The following is a 19,994-nucleotide window of genomic DNA, read 5'->3' as shown; positions in this document are numbered from 1 at the left end:
GGGAGGAATGATGCAGGATAGACACATTTCGCGGCGTGCGATGCTGATCGGCGCGGGGGCCACGGCGGCCTGGGCCGCCTCGCCGGCTCGCGCGCTGTTGCAACAGGTGGCCGAAATCCCCCTGCCCGCCGATGTCGCCGCCCTGCCCGGCCGGATGACGGTGGAGGAAAAGGCGGGGCAGCTGACGCTGATGGCGGCGGCCTGGGCAGGCGGCGCGGCGGTATCGCTGAACCCCGCGGGCGCGGCAGGCAGTTTCGACCAGCAGCTGGCGGACGTGCGCGCCGGGCGGCTGACCGGCGTGTTCAACGGCAACGGCACCGCGATGGCGAAGGCGATGCAGACCGCCGCGATGCGACAGGGTCGACTGAAGATCCCGCTCCTGTTTGCGGCCGACATCATCCACGGCTTCCGCACGGTATTTCCCATGCCGCTCGCGGAAGCGGCCAGTTTCGATCCCGAACTTGCCCGCCGGACGGCCCGCGCGGCGGGAACCGAGGCGGCGGCGGCCGGGATCGACTGGACCTTCGCGCCGATGGTCGACATCGCCCGCGACCAGCGCTGGGGCCGTGGCGTCGAGGGCGCGGGGGAGGATGTGCTGCTCGGCCGGATCATGGCGGACGCACGGGTGCGCGGTTTCCAGGGCACGCGCGGCCTTGCCGCCCCCGATGCCGTCGCCAGCTGCGCCAAGCATTTCGCCGCCTATGGCGCGGCGGAGGCGGGGCTGGACTACAACACCGTCGACGTGTCCGAACGGACGTTGCGCGAGGTGTATTTCCCGCCGTTCGAGGCCGCCTTCGCAGCGGGATCGCCGACGACGATGGCGTCGTTCAACGAATTGTCGGGCATCCCCGCAACCGCGAACGAATGGTTGCTGACGCAGGTCCTGCGTCGCGAATGGGGGTTCGGCGGCCTGGTCGTGTCCGATTATACCGGTGACGAGGAACTGATCGCGCACGGCTTCGCCGCCGATGCGCGCGAGGCCACGAAGCTGGCGTTCATGGCCGGGGTCGACATGAGCATGCAAAGCGGCTTCTACCTCAAGCACCTGCCCACGCTGGTCGCGGCGGGGGAAGTGCCGATGGCGCGGGTGGACGAGGCGGTTCGCCGCGTGCTGGCGCTGAAGGTCGCGCTGGGGCTGTTCGACGATCCGTTCCGTCGCATCGATCCGCGCCGGGAAAAGACGCAGATCCGCACCCGCGCGCATCTCGATCTGGCGCGGGAGGCGGGTGTCCGGTCGATCGTGATGCTGAAGAACGACGGCGGCCTGCTGCCCCTGCCCCGTGCCGGCAAGCGCATCGCGCTGATCGGGCCGTTCGCGCGGGGGCAGCATGACCTGATCGGGCCATGGAACGTCTATGGCACCGATGCGGAGGCGGTCGACCTGCTGACGGGAATGCAGGCGGCGGTAGCGGACAGGACGGCGATCACCGTCGTGGACGGATCGGGCATCGATGCCCCCCTGCCCGGCGGGATCCAGGCGGCAGTGGCGGCGGCGCAGGCAGCCGATGTCGTCGTCCTCGCGATCGGCGAGACCCAGCGCATGTCGGGCGAGGCGCAGAGCCGCACGGCGATCGTGGTCCCGCCCGCGCAGATGGCACTGGCGGAGGCGGTCGCCGCCACCGGCAAGCCCGTCGTCGTGCTGCTCCGCAACGGTCGCGCGCTGGCATTGGAGGGAGCGGTGCTGGCGGCCCCCGCGATCCTCGTCACCTGGTTTCTGGGATCGCAGATGGGACCAGCGATCGCCGACGTGCTGTTCGGACGCGAAAGCCCGTCGGCGCGACTGCCGGTCAGCTTTCCCCATGCCACCGGGCAGCAGCCCTATCACTACGCGCACAAGACCACCGGCCGCCCCAATCCCCCGGGTGCGCCGCAGGAATACAAGACGCATTACCAGGAGGTGCCGAACGACGCGCTGTTCCCATTCGGTCATGGGCTGACCTATGGCCGGATCGCCTATGCCGGGCTGGAGACGGGCGGCGGGACCCTGGCGGCCGGCGGGACGCTGACGGTCCGCGCGACGGTGACGAACAGCGGTACGCGTGCCGCGGACGAGGTCGTGCAACTATATGTGCAGGACGTGACCGCCAGCATCACCCGGCCGGTGCGCGAGTTGAAGGCGTTCCGCCGGGTCAGGGTGCCGGCGGGCGCGTCGCAGGTGGTGGAATTCACGCTCCGCCGATCCGACCTGACCTTTATCGGCCGCGATCTGAAGCCGATCGTGGAGCCGGGGCGGTTCCGCCTGTGGATCGCACCGTCCGCGCAGGCGGAGGGTGTCGCGGGGGAGTTCACGCTGGCCTGATCGTCAGCGGCGTGGCAGGCCGCAGCGGATTGGCCAGGATGGCGGCGACCGACAGCGCGATTAGTACCGCCGGTCCCGCCAGCATCAGCCAGCGAATCGCCGCCACCGCGCCGGCGGGCTGGCTGGCGCCCGCCACGAAACCGCTGGCGGCATAGACCATCCCGATCATAAGGCCGGCGCCTGCCAGCGCCGCCTTCTGCGCAAAGGCGAAGGTGCCGAATGCCAGCGCCTCCACCCGCACGCCGCGCTGCCGTTCGCCCCAGTCGACGGTGTCGGGCAGCATCGCCCAGGCGGCGAGCTGAAAGCCGCCGAACGCGGCCTGCATCGCGACGAGGAACAGCGCGGTCGCCATGCCGGTATCGAGCGGCAGCAGCGCCGCGACCGACAGCAACGACATTGCACCCACGCCCGCGATCAGCCAGGTCGCCCGCGCGCCGACCCGGGTGGCCAGCCAGGTCCAGAACGGCACGAACACCACGCTCGCCAGTGCCATCGCCGCCAGCGTGCGCGGACCGCCCCCTGAATCACCCAGACCATAGCGGTAGTAATACAGCACCGATTGCCCGAGCAGCGCCGCCGCCGCGCCGCCGGCGGCGGCCGCCAGATTGAGCGTGACGAACGCGCGATTGGCGAGCAACGCCGCCATCTGTCCGCGCAGGCCCCTGTCGACCGGGTCGACCACGTCCCCACCCCCGACCGGGTCGGCCACATCCTCGCCCCCGACCGGCTCGGGTACGATCACCGCGACGAGCAGCAGCAGCGGGGTCGCGAGGATCGCCAGCAGGGCGGCGGCAAGGGGAAAGCCGGCCATGCCGCCGCCACCGAGTCGGGCGGCCAGCACCGGCAACGCCGCCGCCACCGCGATCGCCGCCAGCGCGCCGAACATCATCCGCAGCCCGGCGAGCAGCGTTCGATCCTCGCTCCGCCCGCTCAGGCGCGTCGTCCATGCGGCATAGGGAACGTTGGTGAAGGCATAGGCGGTGCGAAACGCCAGTTGCGCGGCGAGCAGCCACCCGGCGCCGTGACCGGCGGCGGCGAACATCGCGACGAACCCGGCGCCCAGCGGCACCGCGCCCCGCCCTACCCAGCGCCGGTACGACACGCCGCGTCGCTGCGCGAGGGCACCCACAGCCAGATCGGCGATACCGTCCCACAGGGCGCCGATCGTGAAGACCGCGCCCGCGACGGCGGGGGGCAGCGCCAGCACATCGATGTAGAAGAACAGCAGATACAGGCCGACCGCCTGCCAGTAGAGATTGAACGCGAAGTCACCCGCCGCGAACAGGATCAACCGGGACCGAATGGTCACCGCCCGCAGGTGCCGGCGGTCGGGATCGTTTCCGCTGTCGTCACGATCAATGCCCTTATCGGGAAATGCCGCAATTCGCCTCTCCCGTATCGGTCGCCGTGGTCGATGTCCCTGAAACGGCGGGCGGCGTGCATGCATTGCAGCCATCGATCCGGCCGGATGCCGGGACCCAACAGCTAGGCAGGTGTAGCAGCCGCCTGATGAATGCAGCCACGGGTTATCGCAAGCACGCCGGCGATTACCTGTACGATCCGGAAGCCTGCGACATGGGCCTCAAGGCACGTGTAATCGGAGAAGGGGCTTTCCATCTCGACCTGCTTCGGATGGACGATGACTGCACGCACATTCCTGTCGGTGGCGGCATCGAGCAAGGCGACGGCGTCCTGACGGGGCAACATACGGCTTATGACCATGGCATGGATAGGTGGCCCGCCATCGAGCAGAGATATGCCACCGGTATAGTCATCCACCGGACCGGCTATGACAGCACCCGCATTCCGGATGATCCTGCCGAGATTGATCCGCCGAAGATCATCCTCGTGCACGATCAGCACGCGTCGCCCCTGCAGCACTTGATCGATGGCCATGCACGATCATCGTTCGGATTATTCTCCGAATCTCTGATCTATGTAGGGACATAATCAGCAGTGATTTGATGTGCGTTATGAAATCCCGGCAGCGATGGAGGATATGCCGTCATCTATTGCCGGACACCCCGGCTCATTCCCCCTGTTTCTTCCGGAGCAGTCATGACGGACGACATCCACAACCCGACCCCGCCCCTTCCCGAACAGCAGCAGGACGTACCGGGCACGACCGCACAGATGGACCCGGCACCCGATCACGGGGAGGACAGCTATCGCGGCTCCGGCCGGCTGGCCGGCAAGCGCGCGATCATCACCGGCGGCGACAGCGGCATCGGCCGCGCCGTCGCGATCGCCTTTGCCCGCGAAGGCGCGGACGTGCTGATCTCGTACCTGAACGAGGACGAGGATGCGCAGGCGACCGCCCGGCTGGTCGAACAGGCGGGGCGCAAGGCGGTGCTGGTGCCCGGCGATATCGGCGCGGCCGATCATTGCCGGGCGATCGTCGACCGGGCGGTGGCGGCGTTCGGGGGAATCGACATCCTCGTCAACAACGCCGCGCACCAGATGACGTTCGAGACGCTGGCGGACATACCGGACGCGGAATGGGAGCAGACCTTCCGCACCAACATCCACGCGATGTTCTTTCTGGCGAAGGCGGCGGTGCCGCACATGGCGCCGGGCGGGGCGATCATCAACACCACCTCGGTCAACGCCGACAATCCCAAGCAGACGCTGCTCCCCTATGCGACCACCAAGGGGGCGATCCAGAACTTCACCGGCGGGCTGGCGCAGTTGCTGGCGGAACAGGGCATCCGCGTGAACTGCGTCGCGCCGGGGCCGGTGTGGACCCCGCTGATCCCTTCCACCATGCCCCCGGAACAGGTTGCCTCGTTCGGAAAGGATTACCCGATCGGCCGTCCCGCCCAGCCGCGCGAACTGGCCCCCGTCTATGTCATGCTGGCCAGCGACGAAGCGAGCTACGTCTCCGGCGCGACGGTCGCCGTGACCGGCGGCAAGCCCGTCATCTGACCGGACCGGAGCATCACGGATGGCACAGATTCTCGCCGAACGCCCGATCGATACCGCGTCGCCGCTGCGCGATATCGACCCCGCGGCATTTCACGACCTGCTCGATCGGCTGGACCGGGCCGCTTACCGGTTCGTGACCGTCACGCCGGCCAGCCACGCGCATGTCGTCGCGCGGCCGGACCGGCGGCAGGCGGGATCGCTGCGCGACATCTTCGGGTGGAGCCTGCCGTTCGATCCCGGCAAGCTGCCGCCGCCCCTGTTCGCGTCGCTGGGCCGGGCGGGGATCATCGTCGAACGGGATGACGGCCGCTTCGTCTCACGCGTGCGGGTGTCGAGCGTGCATGACGCGCTGTTCCTGCATTCCGCCTATCCGACCACGGCACGGGACGCGGTGTTCCTGGGGCCGGACAGCTACCGTTTCGCCGACCTGATCCTTGCCCGCATGGCCCCGCCGGGGCCGGACGCCCGCATCCTCGATTATGCGGCGGGGGCGGGGGTCGGCGGGATCACGGCGGCGATCGCGCACCGGCAGGCCCGCCTGACCCTGGCCGATATCAACACCGATGCGCTGTTCCTCGCGGCGATCAACGCCGCGCGGGCGGGGCTGGACGCCGATGTCGTCCACGCCGCCACGCCGACGGACGTGGCGGGAACGTTCGACCTGATCGTGACGCACCCCCCGTTCATGATCGATCCCGGCGCCCGCGCCTATCGCGACGGCGGCGATCTCCACGGCGCACGGCTGTCGCTCGACTGGGTGGTGGCCGGCGCCGGCAAACTGGCGCCGGGCGGTCGGCTGATCCTGCATACCGGCGTGGCGATCGTCGACGGCGAGGACGTGCTGCGCCCGCATCTGGAGGGGGCGCTGGCCGGGACCGGGTGCAGCCTCTGGTATCACGAACTGGACCCCGACATCTTCGGCGAGGAACTGGCGACCCCCGCCTATGCCGATGTCGAGCGGATCGCGGCGGTCGGTGCCTGCGTGGTGCGCGGGGACCGGTAACGGGCCGCGCCGCACAGGTGCCGGTCAACCGCGCCGCCGGAACGCCGCCATCAGGGTGCGGCTGTACTCACGGTGCGTCGGGGTTTCGCGGTGGCATCCGGCGGCGGAAGGCGCGATGCCCAGCGACGCGGCCGGCGTGAAGGTCATCTCCCCGAAATAAAGGCCGTCCGCCCCGTCATAGAGATCGACACGCACCATATCGAACGGCGCCGCCAGCGCCCGCGCCGCCGCGGTCAGCGCGACGAGCCGACCGGGATCGGGCAGCCGGTAGCCATCGGGCGGGGACAGCCCGTCGTCCGCGTCCATCGGCGCGAAACCCGGCACCCGGAACAACCTGCTCCACGCTTCCCCGAAACGGCCGTGATCGACCTGACACAACAGCGGTTCGCCGTGGATGCAGTGGAACTTGTAATCGTCGGGCGGTGCCGCGCCGCGCGCGGGCACCAATGTTTCGACGACGATCCGGCGGGGCAGCCCCCGATACTGCATTTCGCGCATCACCAGCGCGTAATCGCGCCCGGCCAGGTCGTGCAGCGCCATCAGGTCGGCCGGCGACGTGACGTCGCGCAGGAAGACCGGCGCGCCGCTGGCATGGGCGGGCTTGGCGATCGCCGCGGTGCCGATGAACGGCTGCAACATGTCGTGCAGATGGTCGACCGACCGGATCGTCTCCACCGGGATGACCGACAGGGTTTCGGCCACGCGCAGGTCCGGACACAGCTGTCGCGCCTGCGCCTTGGCGGTGATCTTGTCGACAAATGCGCGGTGCAGCGGCGACCAGTCCGGCTCGATCATCCGAGCGAAGATCAGGTCGTTGATCGTCGCGGCGGGATCGTCCGGGGCAAGCGGCCGTCGCCCGAACTTCTGTTCGAAGCGGGGGCCGACGATCGCCTGATTGACGCCGCGCGCCATCGACACGGTCCGCCCGGGTTCGCGCCGTCCGTTTCCCGACAGGTTCATCATCCACCCCGAATTCCGTCTGGCCCGGCCTTGTCGAGACAGCCGGACGCTCGACTCAACCGGGCAGGAAAGACAGGTGGATACAGTGGTATAGCCAATACCGACACCGCCACGGCATTGATCCTCATCTATGTTACCATGATCGTCCCGCAATACGCACCATCGCCCCCGAAGCGTTCAAGCAGGTTAAGGAAGCCGGGCTGGCGGAAAGGGTAACCTGGCGGTCGAGGCCAATCGCCAGAGGCAACGCCATGACTGGAACGCCCCCGCCCGTCCCGACCGGCCGGACACCGGCGAACGACCCGCGCGGTGGTGACGTTGCCGGCGCGCCGGATGGCGACGCGGTGGAAACCGCGATCCAGAACTACACGATCAATTTCGGCCCGCAGCACCCCGCCGCGCACGGCGTGTTGCGGCTGGTGCTGGAACTGGACGGTGAGGTGATCGAGCGGATCGACCCCCATGTCGGCTTCCTCCACCGCGGCACCGAAAAATTCATTGAGACCAAGCCGTATCTCCAGACCATCCCCTATTTCGACCGGCTCGATTACTGCTCGCCGATGTCGATGGAGCACACCTATGTGCTGGCGATCGAAAAGCTGCTCGATCTGGAGGTACCCCGGCGAGGGCAGTTCCTGCGCGTGTTCTTCGCGGAACTGACACGGATCATGAACCACCTGCTCAATCTGGGCAGCCATGTGATGGATGTCGGCGCGATGACGCCGAACCTGTGGTTCTTCGAATTGCGCGAAGACACGATGAACTTCTACGAGCGGGCATCGGGGTCAAGGATGCACGCCAATTATTTCCGCCCCGGCGGTGTCCGGCAGGACGTGCCGCTCAAGCTGCTCACCGATATCGGCGACTGGCTCGATACCCGCCTGCCGCGCCTGTTCGAGGATGCGGTATCGCTGATCGCCGACAACCGAATCTTCAAGCAGCGCAACGTCGAGATCGGCGTCGTGACGCAGGCGGACGCGATCGCCTGGGGATTCTCCGGGCCGGTGCTGCGGGGATCGGGTGTGCCGTGGGATCTGCGCAAGTCGCAGCCCTATGATGTCTATGCCGAGATGGCGTTCGATGTGCCGGTCGGTACGAGGGGCGACTGTTACGACCGGTTCATGGTGCGGGTCGAGGAGGTCCGCCAGTCGGCGCGGATCATGCGGCAATGCCTGCAACAGATGCCGGACGGCCCCGTCGCGACGGATAACCGGAAGGTGAAGCCGCCCGCGCGCGCGGAGATGAAACGATCGATGGAGGCGCTGATCCATCACTTCAAGCTGTACACCGAGGGCCTCCACGTCCCCGCCGGCGAGGTCTATGTCGCGACCGAAAGCCCCAAGGGCGAACTGGGCGTGTTCCTCGTGTCGGACGGCAGCAACCGCGCCTATCGCTGCAAGATCCGCCCGACCGGTTTCAGCCACTTGCAGGCGATGGATTTCATGAGCCGGGGCCATATGCTGGCCGATGTCACCGCGATCCTCGGCTCGCTCGACATCGTGTTCGGCGAGGTGGACCGCTGAGATGGCGACGGCGCGCATCTTCCCGAACCCCGGTCTGGCCAGCCCCGTGCTGCAGCGTCGGCGCCCCGGCTGGGTGGTCGAATGGGCATCGCACCGGCCGCCCCGCGCCGATCCGCTGACCGGCTGGTCCGGCGGCAGCGAGGCGCAGGCCTATGTCCAGATGCGCTTTCCCACCCGGGAGGCGGCGATCGATTATTGCGAGCGGCAGGGCTTCACCTTCACCGTGCAGGACGAACCACCGCGCAAATTGCTGCTGCAAAGCTATGCCGACAACTTCCGGTAGCGGCCATGCCCAACCAGCGCGGATATTGATCTAAGTATCAGAGTTTATTCGGAACTCTACAGCCGAACATCGGGTTTTCAGCACATCGGACATGGAGATCAGACGTGGCACAGAAAGGCGCGGGCGGTAACCCCGGAGCGATCACCACCAAGGGCGGCGACGGTGCGCGCGGCAGTCTCGGCACCGGACGGGGCGGCGGATCGGATGCCGGCGGCAAGAAGACCGCGACGAAGAAGTCACCCGACGAGGGCGACAATGCCGGGCAGAAGATCAACGGCGCCTGATCCCCGCCCTTTCATCAGCACCCGCCAGGAGACGGCCATGTCGATCAGGCATTTCGCAACGTTGTTCGGGGTCGTGTTCCTGCTGGCGAGCATCGCCGGCTTCATCCCCGGCCTGTCCCCCGCGCATGTCCATCCCGACCTGGCCGTCACCGGGTCGTCGCGGTTGGCGCTGGGGCTGTTCCCGGTGAACGTCCTGCATAATCTGGTGCATCTGGCATTCGGCGTGTGGGGCGTGCTGGCGGCCAGAAGCGTTGCCGGCTCGGTCGGCTATGCCAGATCGGTGGCGCTGATCTATGCGGTGCTGACGATCATGGGGCTGTTCCCCGCCACCGACACGACGTTCGGGCTGGTCCCCATCTATGGCAACGACATCTGGCTGCACGCGCTGCTCGCGATCGTCGCCGGGTATTTCGGGTTCGTGCTCCGGGAGACGGCGCCGACGCCTGCGGCACGACCGCGTAACGGCACGATCGGCCGCCACCGGGATCGAACCTAACCTGGATTGCATCAATAAACCGGGCGAATAAGACGCTATCGCAACGACTTATCCTCGCGTTGCGGGTTTATTGACGCGGAGTATCACGCCATCGCAGGAGGAAGAATTCATGGCAACGCTGCAAGACCTGTTCGTCACCGGGCTGGTGAACCTGCATGCCGTCGAGAAACAGGCGCTCGCGATCATCGGGCCGCAGATCGCCCGGCTGGAGCATTATCCCGAGGTGGCAGACCGTCTGCGCCTGCATCGCGACGAAACCGATGCCCAGATCGCCCGGCTCGACGAGATACTGACGGGTTTCGACACGTCGGCATCGTTCCTGAAAGATACGGCGCTGAGCATGTCCGGGGGCATGGCCGCGCTGGGCCACAGCGTGGCAGGCGACGAGATCCTGAAGAACAGCTTCGCCAATTATGCGTTCGAGCATTTCGAGATCGCCAGCTACAAATCGATCATCACGCTGGCCGGGGATGGCGGCTTCGCCAGCGCAGCCACATCGTTGCAGCAATCGCTGCGCGAGGAGGAATCGATGGCGCAATGGCTCGACGACGCGCTGCCACGGATCACCCGCCAATATGCCGCGCTGTATGTCGAGGAGGGGGCCTTCAACGCGAAGGTCTGACGTCGGTGGGGCACGTCCGCCGGATATGGGCGTAGCGCTCTTCATACGCCATCAGGGCGACCAGCCCCTTATCTGACGCCGTCCGATGAGAATGCCCGGGACATCATGCGATGCTGTCTGGCGAATTGTTCGATGTGTGCATCGAGCGATGGCGCCAGCGGCCGCCTGATGCTGCCGAGGGGGACATGCCGTGGCCGCGGTGCCCGCCACCCCAGCGTCGCCCCGTCGACCGGCCGGATCAGGTCGGGATCGTACCCGCAGGCCATGGCGATGCGGCGCGCGAAGTCCGCCCAGCTCACCGCCTCGCCCGCCGACAGATGCCACAGGCCGTCCGCGTCGTCGATCAGCAGGTCGAGCGCGGTATTGACCAGCCATGGCACGAACGTCGGCGACACGACGTGATCGTGCGCGGCGGCGAACGGCCGACCGCCGGCGAGCGCGGCCAGCGCCGCGACGGCGAAATTATGGGGGTCATGGGGGGAGAAGAAGGCGGCGGTCCGTATGACCAGCGAGCCATCCAGCCCGGCGCAGCGTGCCTCCATCGCCACCTTGCTGCGCCCATAGGCATTAAGCGGGCGAGGCACATCGCTTTCGACCAGCGGACGGTCGCCGTCACCGGCGAAGACCAGGTCGCTTGAGATGTTGAGACAGGCGATCCCCCGGTCCGCACAGGCTTCGGCAAGGGCGCCCGCACCATCCGCATTGACGCGGTGACAGGCGGCTTCGTTCGCCTCCGCCTCGTCGACGCGGACCCAGCCCATGGCATTGACGACGCCCCAGGGGCGGATCGCATCGAGCGTCGCGGCAAGGTCGCCGATCCGGTCGAGATCGATCGTCTCGCGACCGGCGGACAGGTGCGCGATGCCACGGGCGACACAGGCATCCGCGAAGGCGCGGCCCAGTGTCCCGGTACCCCCGCAGATCAGGAGCGGCCGGGTGGTGGATGCCGTCCGTCCGTTCGGCGAAGGTGCCGCAGCCGACCCGTAGATCAGGCGTCCGGACCGACGCCACCAGCCGGGCGCCTCCGCAACCGGATGACGCGGCGCGCCATCGGGCAATCCCCGCCATAGCGATGCCAGCGCGGTGGGCCGGGGCAGGCCCGATGCGACGTCGTAGACGCCCGGTTCGTACACGCCGTCCCCGGTCAGCAGCGTGTTCCAGCCCCAGCTGCCCAGTAACGACCAGGCGATGACCGCCCGGATATCCACGCCCTCCGCCGCGACGGCAGCGGCGGTTTCCCACGCCTCCGCCGCCCAGCGCAACTGCTCCTCACGCGTGCATCCGTTATGGACCTCGGTCAGCGCGATCGGGGTGCGGTAGCGTTGCCATGCCTCGCGCAAGGCACCACCAAGACCGGCGGGCGGCGGGTCGAGCACGCGGATCGCCTCGGTATCGGCATAGGCCTGCCGGTCGTTACCACCGTGGAGATGGTCCGGATAGCGATCGAGCCGGTGGTCGAGGAAGCGGTCGCTGGTCAGATAGTGATTCACGCCGATGATATCGGGCGGGCCCGGATCATCGACGATCCGGCGCAGGCGGGCGCCCAGCCCCATCCGGTCGAGCTCCGCAAACAGGGGATGGTGCCGGTCGACATGCCCGAACAACAGGTCCCACCCGGCCCAGCGCCGCTGGTTGTCGTGCCTGGCCTGCGGCATGAGCGGCCGGGTCGCATAGGTGCGCCCCAGATCGTCGGTCTGGATCAGGCGAGCGTCCGGGATGACCGTGCGGATCGCCGTCATGGCGGCGCGGGTGGCGTCGACCTGATTGAGCAGCGCCGTCCAGAACGAGCGGTCGTCGGCGGCGTGCGGATACCAGTGCCCGTACAAGGCGGAGAAACGGGCGGTGGTCAGCGGTTCGTTGATCGGTGTCCATTCCGTTACCCACGGATACCGCGCCGCCGCCATGGCGGCATAGCGCCCCACGCCTGCCGCGAAACCGTCGTCGAGCAGATGGGTGTGATACGGGCCGCTGCCGTGATGGACGAGGCCGACGATGGGCCTGATCCCCAGTGCGCGCAGTCGGGCCAGGCGCGCATCCGGCCAATGCCAGTCGGGGTTTCCAGCCGCACCGGCCATCGTCCGCTCCCACAGAACGGGATAGCGCAACGCCTTGACGCCGAGGTCGGCGAACCGGTCGAGATCGTCGAGCCGATCGTGATGGCCGCTCAGGCGGACCTGATCGGTATAACGGTCGCCCACCCGATTGACCGTGCATTCGATCCCGCCCCAAAGTTCGATCGCCGACACCGCCGTCAACGATTCCATAGCGGCGAACCGCGCAACGCCACCGCGTCAGTGCCCCTGGAAGCAAGCAGCCGAAGCAGGGCATCCACCACCTGAAAGCCTGCGAAGGGCATCGTCAGGACGGGTGGGCAAGCGGCGAGGTGTGGCGACGACCCGCCACGGGGACGAGCAGGCTGCACGACCAACATCGCCACCTGCCGCGCTACCGCCACGCGCGCGACGGCATCATGATCGCGGACGCCGGTGCTCAGCACCAGCACGCAGGGAGGTGGATCATGGTCCAGCAAGGCGGTGCCCTCGCTGGCGAGGGCGACCACCCCGACGATCGTCGCCCCGTTCGCCGCGATCACATCCGCCAGATACGCGCCAAAGAAAGCATCCTCGTGGACGAGGGCCACGCGTCTGCCACACAGGGTGCCACCCATGGAATGCGGGCTCACCTCATTCCGCCGCAGCGGTGAACAACACGCTTTGCGCGCGTGATTTCAGCTTGCGATACGCGGCGAGCGCTTGCCCGACCACCTGATCCATATTGTAATAGCGATAGGTGGCGAGACGCCCGACGAACAGCACCTGCGGCTCCGCCAGCGCCAGCGCCTCGTACCGCTTGAACAACGCCTGATTCTCGGGCCGGGGGATGGGATAATAGGGATCGCCCTCCGCCGCCGGATATTCGTAGGTGACGCTGGTGACGGGCGCGATCTGCCCGGTCAGGTGCTTGTATTCGGTCACCCGGGTATAGGGCACCGCCTCATCCGGATAGTTGACGACGGCGACCGCCTGATGCTGCGCGACGGGTAGGCTGCGATGCTCGAAGCGAAGCGAGCGATAGGGCAGCCTGCCGTAGCGATGACCGAAATACTCGTCGATCGGACCGGTGTAGACGAGGAGATCGTAATCGATCCCGTCCGCCAGTTCGGCGAAATCGGTACCCAGGCGCAGGTCGATGTTCGGATGGTCGAGCATCCGGGCGAACATCGCGGTATACCCCTCCGCCGGCATCGCCTGATACGTGTCGCTGAAATAGCGGTCGTCGGTATCGGTGCGGGTCGGCACGCGCGCCGTCACCGCCTTGTCGAGTTCCGACGGGTCGAGTCCCCATTGCTTGCGGGTGTAGCCGCGGAAGAACAGCCGGTAGAGTTCCCGCCCGACCGCCGACACCACCACGTCTTCCGACGTGCGGACCGCCGCCACCGGCTCCGCGCGCGCGGCCAGAAAGGCGGCCGCGTCCGCCTCCGTCTCCAGCCCCGCGTCGAACAGCATGTTGAGCGTCGTGCGATTGATCGGGATCGGCACCTGCCGGCCCCGCACTTCGGCCAGGACGCGATGCTGGTAGGGGCGCCAGTCGGTGAAGCGTGACAGATAGGCGAACACGTCGGCCGAATTGGTGTGGAAGATATGGGGGCCGTAGCGGTGGATCAGGATGCCGGCCGCATCCTCCTCGTCATAGGCGTTGCCGGCGATATGAGGGCGACGATCGACCACCAGCACGCGCTTGCCGCCGTCCGCCGCCAGCCGTTCCGCCATCACGCTGCCCGCGAACCCCGCGCCGACGACGACGCAGTCGTAATGCGGGCGAACCATCGCCCGTGGCTTCACCTCGGTGATCGCGGCCAGCATGGCGGCGGCTGTCCTGTCCCACGAGGTGGCGGCCAGCGCGGCGTCCGCCTCGTCCCGCCAGTGAAGGTCGTCGCCCTGGGCCAGCGCGATCGCCCGGTCGCACGCCTCGACGAAGCGCGATCCCGCCGGGGCGATATGGACGCCCGCCATCGTGCCGTAATGCCGCGCCACATCGATGATCGGGGTGGAGACGACCGGCTTGCCCGCCGCCAGATATTCGGGAGTCTTGGTCGGGCTGATGAAGCGGGTCGCCTCGTTGATGGCGAACGGCATGATCGCGATGTCCCAGCCCGCCACCGTATCGGGCAGTTCCTCGTAGCTCCGCGACCCCGGATACTGGAGGTTGCCGCGCCGGGGCAGGTCGGCGGGATCGATCTTCGCCACCGGGCCGACGATCTCGATCGACCAGTCCGGACGGGCATCGGCCAGTTCGCGGAGCAGGTCCAGATCCATCCGCTCGTCGATCACGCCGTAGAAGCCCAGCCGTGGCCGGTCGCCCCGTGCGGCGGTGCCGCCCTGGCGGGCACGGGCGAAATGGTCGACATCGACGCTCGACGGAAACGGGCGGACATCGGCATGGTGCACGCGCTTGGCTTCGTAGAGGCTGTAGCCGCCGGTGAAGACGAGGTCCGCCGCCGCGAACAGCCGGGTCTCCAGCGTCAGCAGATCGGGCGGCGCGAAGCGGAACGCCGACAGGTCGTCCATGCAGTCGTACACGGTGCAGTCCGCGACCACCGTGTCCGAAAAGGCCAGCATCATCGGCGTGTAGTACCAGCGCACCGCGACCGGCGGTTCGGCGGCCAGGAAAGCCTTCAACAAGCCGGCCAGCGCGAGGTCGGTCGCCGCCGGATCGAGCCCGTGCGGCAGCCGGGGCGTCACGATCCGCACCCCCCGGTCCTCGCGGATGACGAGGCCGGGCGTCGCGGCGCCCGGTTCCGGTTCTTCCCAGAACACGACGTCCATCCGTCCGGCGAAGCGGGTCATCAGATGCTGCGGTCGCTGGAACACGAAGTCCCAGCGCAGATGCGAGAAGCACAGGAGCAGTCCCGACCGCGATGACGTCGATACGGGGTGGCGCGGGGCTGCGGTGTTCATCGATATCTCCAGACCAGGCCCCCTCCTGTTCCAGTCGCTAGCGGCTGATCCGACTACCTCTCTCTAACCCACGTGAAGAAAAGGAAAAAACTGACTGAGCCAGGTTAATGTCCGGCCGTGTCTACAGCTCGGGCGATCTTGCCGCCGAGATGCCCGAAGTCATGATCGTGGACGAGTTGACTAAGCGAGGACTTGTCGAGTGCTTCGAGTACGTCGGCGAGTTCGGCGTCGGCGGCGAAGCCCGGCGCGAAATGGCGGCCGTAGACCAGACGCAACGTCGCGACCCGGGTGTTACCATGCTTGCGGCTGATCTCGCCATCCCGGTTGCGGTGGCGGCCACCCAGGCCCGGCTGATCGATCATGTGTGTTCCCCAACTGTCGAAAACCATGATTCCGGAAGGACCCGACCCGCCGACCTTGCCTATGGGCCAATACCGGGGGGCATCCGACACGCGATCACCGATAGCGCACGTCCGCGCCCGTCAACCGGTGGCATATTCCATCTGCGGCGCCAGCACCGCGTCGCCATCGCTGTGGACGCTGACCGGGATCGATTTGGCGGCGGGCGTCTTGCTGCCGACCGCATGGTGCCATACCGGCATCAGCACGTTGCATTCGGGATAATAGCCGCCGATGCAGCCGATCGGGATGTCGTAGGCGACCACGATCATGCCCGACAGATGACGGTCGACGCCGTCATCGGCCACGGTCCGCAGCGTCACCGCCTGCCCCACCTTCAGCCCCATGCGATCGATGTCGGACCGGTTCATCAGCACCACCTTGCGGGTGTTGTTGATGCCGCGGAACCGGTCGTCATAGCCGTAGACGGTGGTGTTGAACTGGTCGTTGCTGCGCAACGTCATCAGCCGCAGCACGTCATGGCCGACGGCGGACATGTCGAGATCCTCGTCCAGCCCCGACGGTGTCACGAAATTGGCGCGGCCGGTATCGGTATGCCATTCGCGCCGCTTCACCGGCAGGTCGCGCTGGAACCCGCCCGGCTCCCACATCCGCCGTTCATAGTCCCAGAAACTGTCGGGCAGCGTCCGTCCGATCTCCTTCCGGATTTCGGCATAGTCGGTCATGTAATCGTCCCAGCGGACGCGGGGGGTGGAATCGGGATCGAACACCTGCTTGGCGATCTCGCACAGCAGCCTGATCTCGCTGATGAGATGCGGCGAGGCCGGCGTCCGCACGCCGCGGCTGCCATGGACGCAGGCCGAGGTATCCTCGATCGACAGCACCTGATGGCCCGCCGCGGTCTCGTCGATCTCCAGCCGGCCGATCACCGGCAGGATATAGCTCACCTCGCCCGGCAACAGCGCGCTGCGGTTCAGCTTGGTGATGACGTTGACGGTCAGGCGCAGCCGTCGCCACGCCGGCTCCATCTGTCCGTGATCGGGGATCGCGCGGACGAAATTGCCGCCCAGCATGAAGAAGGCGCGGACATCCCCCTTCAGGATCGCCTCGCACGCCTCCACCGTATTGTACCCCGGCGTGCGCGGCGGCGCGAACCCGAACTGCTCGCCCAGCCGGTCGAGCGGGAACAGTTCGGGCTTTTCGGTCACCCCCATGGTGCGCTGGCCCTGCACGTTGGAATGGCCGCGGACCGGGCAGATACCCGCGCCGGCACGCCCCATATTGCCCCGCATCAGCAGCAGGTTGACCAGCATCTGCACCGTCTCCACCCCGGCACGGTGCTGGGTCAGACCCATGCCGTAGATGCCGATCGCCGATCGCGCGCCGGCATAGACGCGCGCGGTCGCCTCCATATCGGCACGGTGCAGGCCGGAGCGGCGCTCCAGCTCGTCCCAGTCCTGGTCGCGCAGCCAGCGCGCGAACGTGTCGAAGCCATGGGTGTGGTCGGCGATGAACGCCTCGTCGAGGATCGCGGCGTTCCCGGCGGCCACCGCCTCGTCATGCGCGGTCAGCACCGCCTTGCAGATGCCGGCCAGCGCGGCGAGATCGCCGCCGTTCTTCACCTGATGATATTGCGAACTGATCCGGGTTTCCTTGCCGGTCAGCATCTCGGTCGGGGATTGCGGGTTGACGAAGCGTTCCAGCCCGCGCTCCCGCAAGGGGTTGTAGGTGATGATCGGCACCCCGCGCTGGCTCGCCTCCTGCAGCGGATGCAACATGCGCGGCGAATTGCTGCCGGGGTTCTGCCCGAAGAACATGATGCAGTCGGTATGGGCGAAATCGCCCAGATCGACCGTGCCGACCCCCTGCCCGATGCTGGCGGGCAACGCCACCGACGTGGTCTCGTGGCACATGTTCGACGAATCGGGCAGGTTGTTGTTGCCGTACAGCCGCGCGAACAGCTGGTAGAGATAGCTGCCTTCGTTCGACAGGCGACCCGAACTGTAGAACACCGTGCCCTTCAGCTTGTCGTCCACCGCGCGCAGCTCGCGTGCGATCTCCTCGATCGCGTGTCCCCACGACACCGGTACGTACCGGTCGCTGTCCGCGTCGTAGCGCAGCGGGTGCGTCAGCCGGCCGGGCTGCTCCAGATGGTAATCGTCCCATTCGCGCAATTCGGTGACGCTGTGTTCGGCGAAGAAGGCCGGGGTGCAGCGATGCGCGGTCAGTTCCCATGCCACCGCCTTCACGCCGTTTTCGCAGAATTCGAACGGCAGCGGCGATGCGGGCTTCACCCAGGCGCAGCTGTTGCACTGATATCCGTCGACCTTGTTGTGACGCGACAGCGCCATGCCGACGCTGCCGACGACCCCTTCGCGGCGCAGGATATTGCCGACCGACCGGGCCGACCCCCATCCGCCCGAGGGAAGGCGATAGGGCTTGAACGTCGGGTCCATTGAAAACCTCCAGCCGAGGCACGGTGCGGTTCGCCAGGAACCCTTCGCCTCATCGCCACGTTGACCACCATCGCTCCCATGCCGTCCTTCACCCTGGTTAAGCCACGGCGAAACATGGAGAAAACAGATGTCGGTCGGTCGTGATTACATGGTCAGGAAGACCACGGGCCCCTCCGCGCCCAAGCTTTTCCTGGATACCCGGATCGTCCCCCGCCTCGTCAATACCGCCGGGGGTGCCGAGGTCCTGCTCGATCGCGCCGCGACGCGCACCGGCCTGCGGCCCAGCCTGATCCTGGCGGGCGCCGCCGGTGGGGTAGGGCTGCTCATCATCGGTGCGTGGCGCCGGCGACGCGGTGGCGACGCGACACATCGCGCGGATTGACGACTGCTCCACGGACGATGATCGCGGACACGCCCCGGATGCCTGCAGCCGACACTGACCCCGACACTGCCCCGGTCGCGTGAATTTTCGCCGTCGCGCGGCATCACGCGTCGCTCATTCCCCGACCCGGGTCGATTCCAGTTCACGGTACACCCGCACGACATCCTTGCTCGTATAGCCAAGCGTGTATTCGCCCACGCCCAGCGACGCGAGAAAGCCGTCGCCGAACGCATCGAGCCGCTTGTGCGAGAGTTCCCGCAATCCGGGCGACCTGCCCTTGGCCGTGCGGCCGAGCGCCGCTCGCAACTCGGGTGCGGTCAGTTCGGTGCAATAGGCGGGGCTGCCGGGCTGCTGCCGCCACGATTCCGTTAGAGCGGTTTTCAGCCGTACTGAATCATCAGGGATACACACTGTGACGGTTTTCTGATTCACGATTCGTGCTGGCGATGGAGGCTGGCATGGGATGGGTCGAGCTTTATCGCGTGATCTTCGGGACCGTGTCGTTGCTGCTGTCGAAGGCGGGCTGTCGTGCCGACAGGCAGCCCGGCCCGCGCGCCATGGGCACATACGTGATGTCCGTCGCCCATACCTGGTTCGGCCGGGTCACCGCCAGCTTGCGCAGCAGGTATGGATAGATCTTGTGGCCCGGTACCGGCTTCGACGTGTTCGGCCGGCAGTACAGTGCCTCTAGCCCCATGCACTTCATCAGCGTCGCGACATGCAGCCGACCCACCGCCGTGCCCTCCTGCCGAAGCAGATCGCGCAGCATCCGGCTACCGGCAAACGGGTAGAGCAGGTGCAACTCGTCAATCCGCCGCATGATCGCCAGGTCGGCTGCGGATACTACCCGCGGCTGATAGTAGATACTACCGCGGCTGATGCCGAGCTGCCGCGCCTGGGCGGTCAGCGGCAGCGCATGATCGCGGTCGATCATCGCTTTGCGCTCGGCAACAGACCTGCCTTCCCGAGCGCACCGGCCAAAAAATCATTCGCCAGCGTCAGTTCACCGATCTTGGCGTGCAGCACCGTCACGTCGACTGCCGGTTCTACTGCGGCCGGCTCCGACCCGAACACGTCAGCCGCCCCTTCCAGCAGCCGTGCCCGCCACTGGTTGATGAGGTTCGGGTGCACGTCATATTGCTGTGCCAGCTCGGCCAGCGTCTTCTCGCCCTTCACGGCAGCCAGCGCCACTTTCGCTTTGAACGCCGGGCTGTGGTTCCGACGCGGTCGCTTGCTCATCTTGCCTCCTCCTCGCGGCCACCATGGCCGCTGGCAGATCGGCAATCCACTTATCCCCGCTGTTCAAATTCCCCGATCCACCTCTCCTCATCACGTGGGCCACAAACGACAACGCCGCCCCGAAGGGCGGCGTATGTAGTTCTATGGTGGTGGTTGCGGGGACAGGATTTGAACCTGTGACCTTCAGGTTATGAGCCTGACGAG

General features: G+C 67.2%; 18 protein-coding genes and 1 pseudogene. 10 read left to right on the top strand and 9 right to left on the bottom strand.

The window, feature by feature from the left end; translation table 11 throughout:
* Window positions 1-10: 10 nt before the first annotated feature.
* On the top strand, window positions 11-2,299 hold the full coding sequence (locus IFT82_RS15910; protein WP_192128600.1) for a glycoside hydrolase family 3 N-terminal domain-containing protein: 2,289 nt from the start codon (window positions 11-13) through the stop codon (window positions 2,297-2,299).
* On the opposite strand, the gene IFT82_RS15905 is transcribed toward IFT82_RS15910, so the two are convergent.
* Entirely contained in the window at window positions 2,286-3,608 is a 1,323-nt protein-coding gene (locus tag IFT82_RS15905) for an MFS transporter (RefSeq protein WP_342355135.1), read from the bottom strand. The genes IFT82_RS15910 and IFT82_RS15905 overlap by 14 nt on opposite strands.
* A gap of 65 nt (window positions 3,609-3,673) precedes the next feature.
* Between IFT82_RS15905 and IFT82_RS15900 the strand changes: the two genes are divergently transcribed.
* From IFT82_RS15900 to IFT82_RS15890, 3 genes are all read left to right on the top strand, one after another.
* A complete protein-coding gene (locus IFT82_RS15900; RefSeq protein WP_192128707.1) occupies window positions 3,674-4,249 on the top strand; it encodes a hypothetical protein in 576 nt (191 codons plus the stop codon).
* Window positions 4,250-4,357: 108 nt separating this feature from the next.
* Complete coding sequence (locus IFT82_RS15895; protein WP_192128596.1) at window positions 4,358-5,224, top strand: glucose 1-dehydrogenase; 867 nt, start codon at window positions 4,358-4,360, stop codon at window positions 5,222-5,224.
* Between the two features lie 19 nt (window positions 5,225-5,243).
* On the top strand, window positions 5,244-6,227 hold the full coding sequence (locus IFT82_RS15890; RefSeq protein ID WP_192128594.1) for a methyltransferase: 984 nt from the start codon (window positions 5,244-5,246) through the stop codon (window positions 6,225-6,227).
* Window positions 6,228-6,251: 24 nt separating this feature from the next.
* Here the strand turns inward: IFT82_RS15890 and IFT82_RS15885 are convergent, their stop codons facing one another.
* Window positions 6,252-7,190, bottom strand: a complete 939-nt coding sequence (locus IFT82_RS15885; RefSeq protein ID WP_192128592.1) for an ATP-grasp fold amidoligase family protein — start codon at window positions 7,188-7,190, stop codon at window positions 6,252-6,254.
* Window positions 7,191-7,438: 248 nt separating this feature from the next.
* On the opposite strand from IFT82_RS15885, the gene IFT82_RS15880 reads away from it, so the two are divergent.
* From IFT82_RS15880 to IFT82_RS15860, 5 genes are all read left to right on the top strand, one after another.
* Entirely contained in the window at window positions 7,439-8,710 is a 1,272-nt protein-coding gene (locus tag IFT82_RS15880; protein WP_192128590.1) for an NADH-quinone oxidoreductase subunit D, read from the top strand.
* A 1-nt stretch (window position 8,711) separates the two neighbouring features.
* On the top strand, window positions 8,712-8,993 hold the full coding sequence (locus tag IFT82_RS15875) for an NADH dehydrogenase ubiquinone Fe-S protein 4 (RefSeq protein WP_192128588.1): 282 nt from the start codon (window positions 8,712-8,714) through the stop codon (window positions 8,991-8,993).
* A 104-nt stretch (window positions 8,994-9,097) separates the two neighbouring features.
* Window positions 9,098-9,277 (top strand): hypothetical protein, encoded by a 180-nt coding sequence (locus IFT82_RS15870; RefSeq protein ID WP_192128586.1) that lies wholly within the window; start codon window positions 9,098-9,100, stop codon window positions 9,275-9,277.
* Window positions 9,278-9,314: 37 nt separating this feature from the next.
* Complete coding sequence (locus IFT82_RS15865; RefSeq protein WP_192128584.1) at window positions 9,315-9,773, top strand: DUF4383 domain-containing protein; 459 nt, start codon at window positions 9,315-9,317, stop codon at window positions 9,771-9,773.
* 109 nt (window positions 9,774-9,882) lie between these two features.
* Window positions 9,883-10,395 carry a ferritin-like domain-containing protein gene (locus tag IFT82_RS15860; RefSeq protein ID WP_192128582.1) on the top strand — a complete coding sequence of 171 codons (513 nt, stop codon included), beginning with the start codon at window positions 9,883-9,885 and terminating at the stop codon, window positions 10,393-10,395.
* A gap of 68 nt (window positions 10,396-10,463) precedes the next feature.
* Here the strand turns inward: IFT82_RS15860 and IFT82_RS15855 are convergent, their stop codons facing one another.
* From IFT82_RS15855 to IFT82_RS15835, 5 genes are all read right to left on the bottom strand, one after another.
* Entirely contained in the window at window positions 10,464-12,641 is a 2,178-nt protein-coding gene (locus IFT82_RS15855; protein WP_342355134.1) for a family 1 glycosylhydrolase, read from the bottom strand.
* Window positions 12,642-12,646: 5 nt separating this feature from the next.
* Complete coding sequence (locus tag IFT82_RS15850) at window positions 12,647-13,036, bottom strand: hypothetical protein (RefSeq protein ID WP_192128578.1); 390 nt, start codon at window positions 13,034-13,036, stop codon at window positions 12,647-12,649.
* A gap of 43 nt (window positions 13,037-13,079) precedes the next feature.
* Window positions 13,080-15,353, bottom strand: a complete 2,274-nt coding sequence (glf, locus tag IFT82_RS15845) for a UDP-galactopyranose mutase (protein WP_244646843.1) — start codon at window positions 15,351-15,353, stop codon at window positions 13,080-13,082.
* A gap of 104 nt (window positions 15,354-15,457) precedes the next feature.
* Window positions 15,458-15,715: a hypothetical protein gene (locus IFT82_RS15840; protein WP_199860542.1), complete on the bottom strand. Its 258-nt coding sequence runs from the start codon at window positions 15,713-15,715 to the stop codon at window positions 15,458-15,460.
* Window positions 15,716-15,835: 120 nt separating this feature from the next.
* On the bottom strand, window positions 15,836-18,169 hold the full coding sequence (locus tag IFT82_RS15835) for an FdhF/YdeP family oxidoreductase (protein ID WP_192128576.1): 2,334 nt from the start codon (window positions 18,167-18,169) through the stop codon (window positions 15,836-15,838).
* A 127-nt stretch (window positions 18,170-18,296) separates the two neighbouring features.
* On the opposite strand from IFT82_RS15835, the gene IFT82_RS15830 reads away from it, so the two are divergent.
* Window positions 18,297-18,551, top strand: coding sequence for a hypothetical protein (locus IFT82_RS15830; RefSeq protein WP_192128574.1), 255 nt, complete (start codon window positions 18,297-18,299; stop codon window positions 18,549-18,551).
* A gap of 114 nt (window positions 18,552-18,665) precedes the next feature.
* Here IFT82_RS15830 and IFT82_RS15825 read toward each other — a convergent pair whose 3' ends face one another.
* Complete coding sequence (locus IFT82_RS15825) at window positions 18,666-18,983, bottom strand: hypothetical protein (protein ID WP_199860541.1); 318 nt, start codon at window positions 18,981-18,983, stop codon at window positions 18,666-18,668.
* A 115-nt stretch (window positions 18,984-19,098) separates the two neighbouring features.
* Window positions 19,099-19,790: pseudogene (locus IFT82_RS15820) on the bottom strand (IS3 family transposase); the annotation flags it as partial.
* Between the last annotated feature and the right edge of the window lie 204 nt (window positions 19,791-19,994).

The organism is Sphingomonas sp. CFBP 8760 (genome assembly GCF_014841615.1).
In the GTDB taxonomy this organism is placed as follows: Bacteria; Pseudomonadota; Alphaproteobacteria; order Sphingomonadales; family Sphingomonadaceae; genus Sphingomonas.
This window is presented reverse-complemented; position numbering and strand designations above follow the sequence as displayed.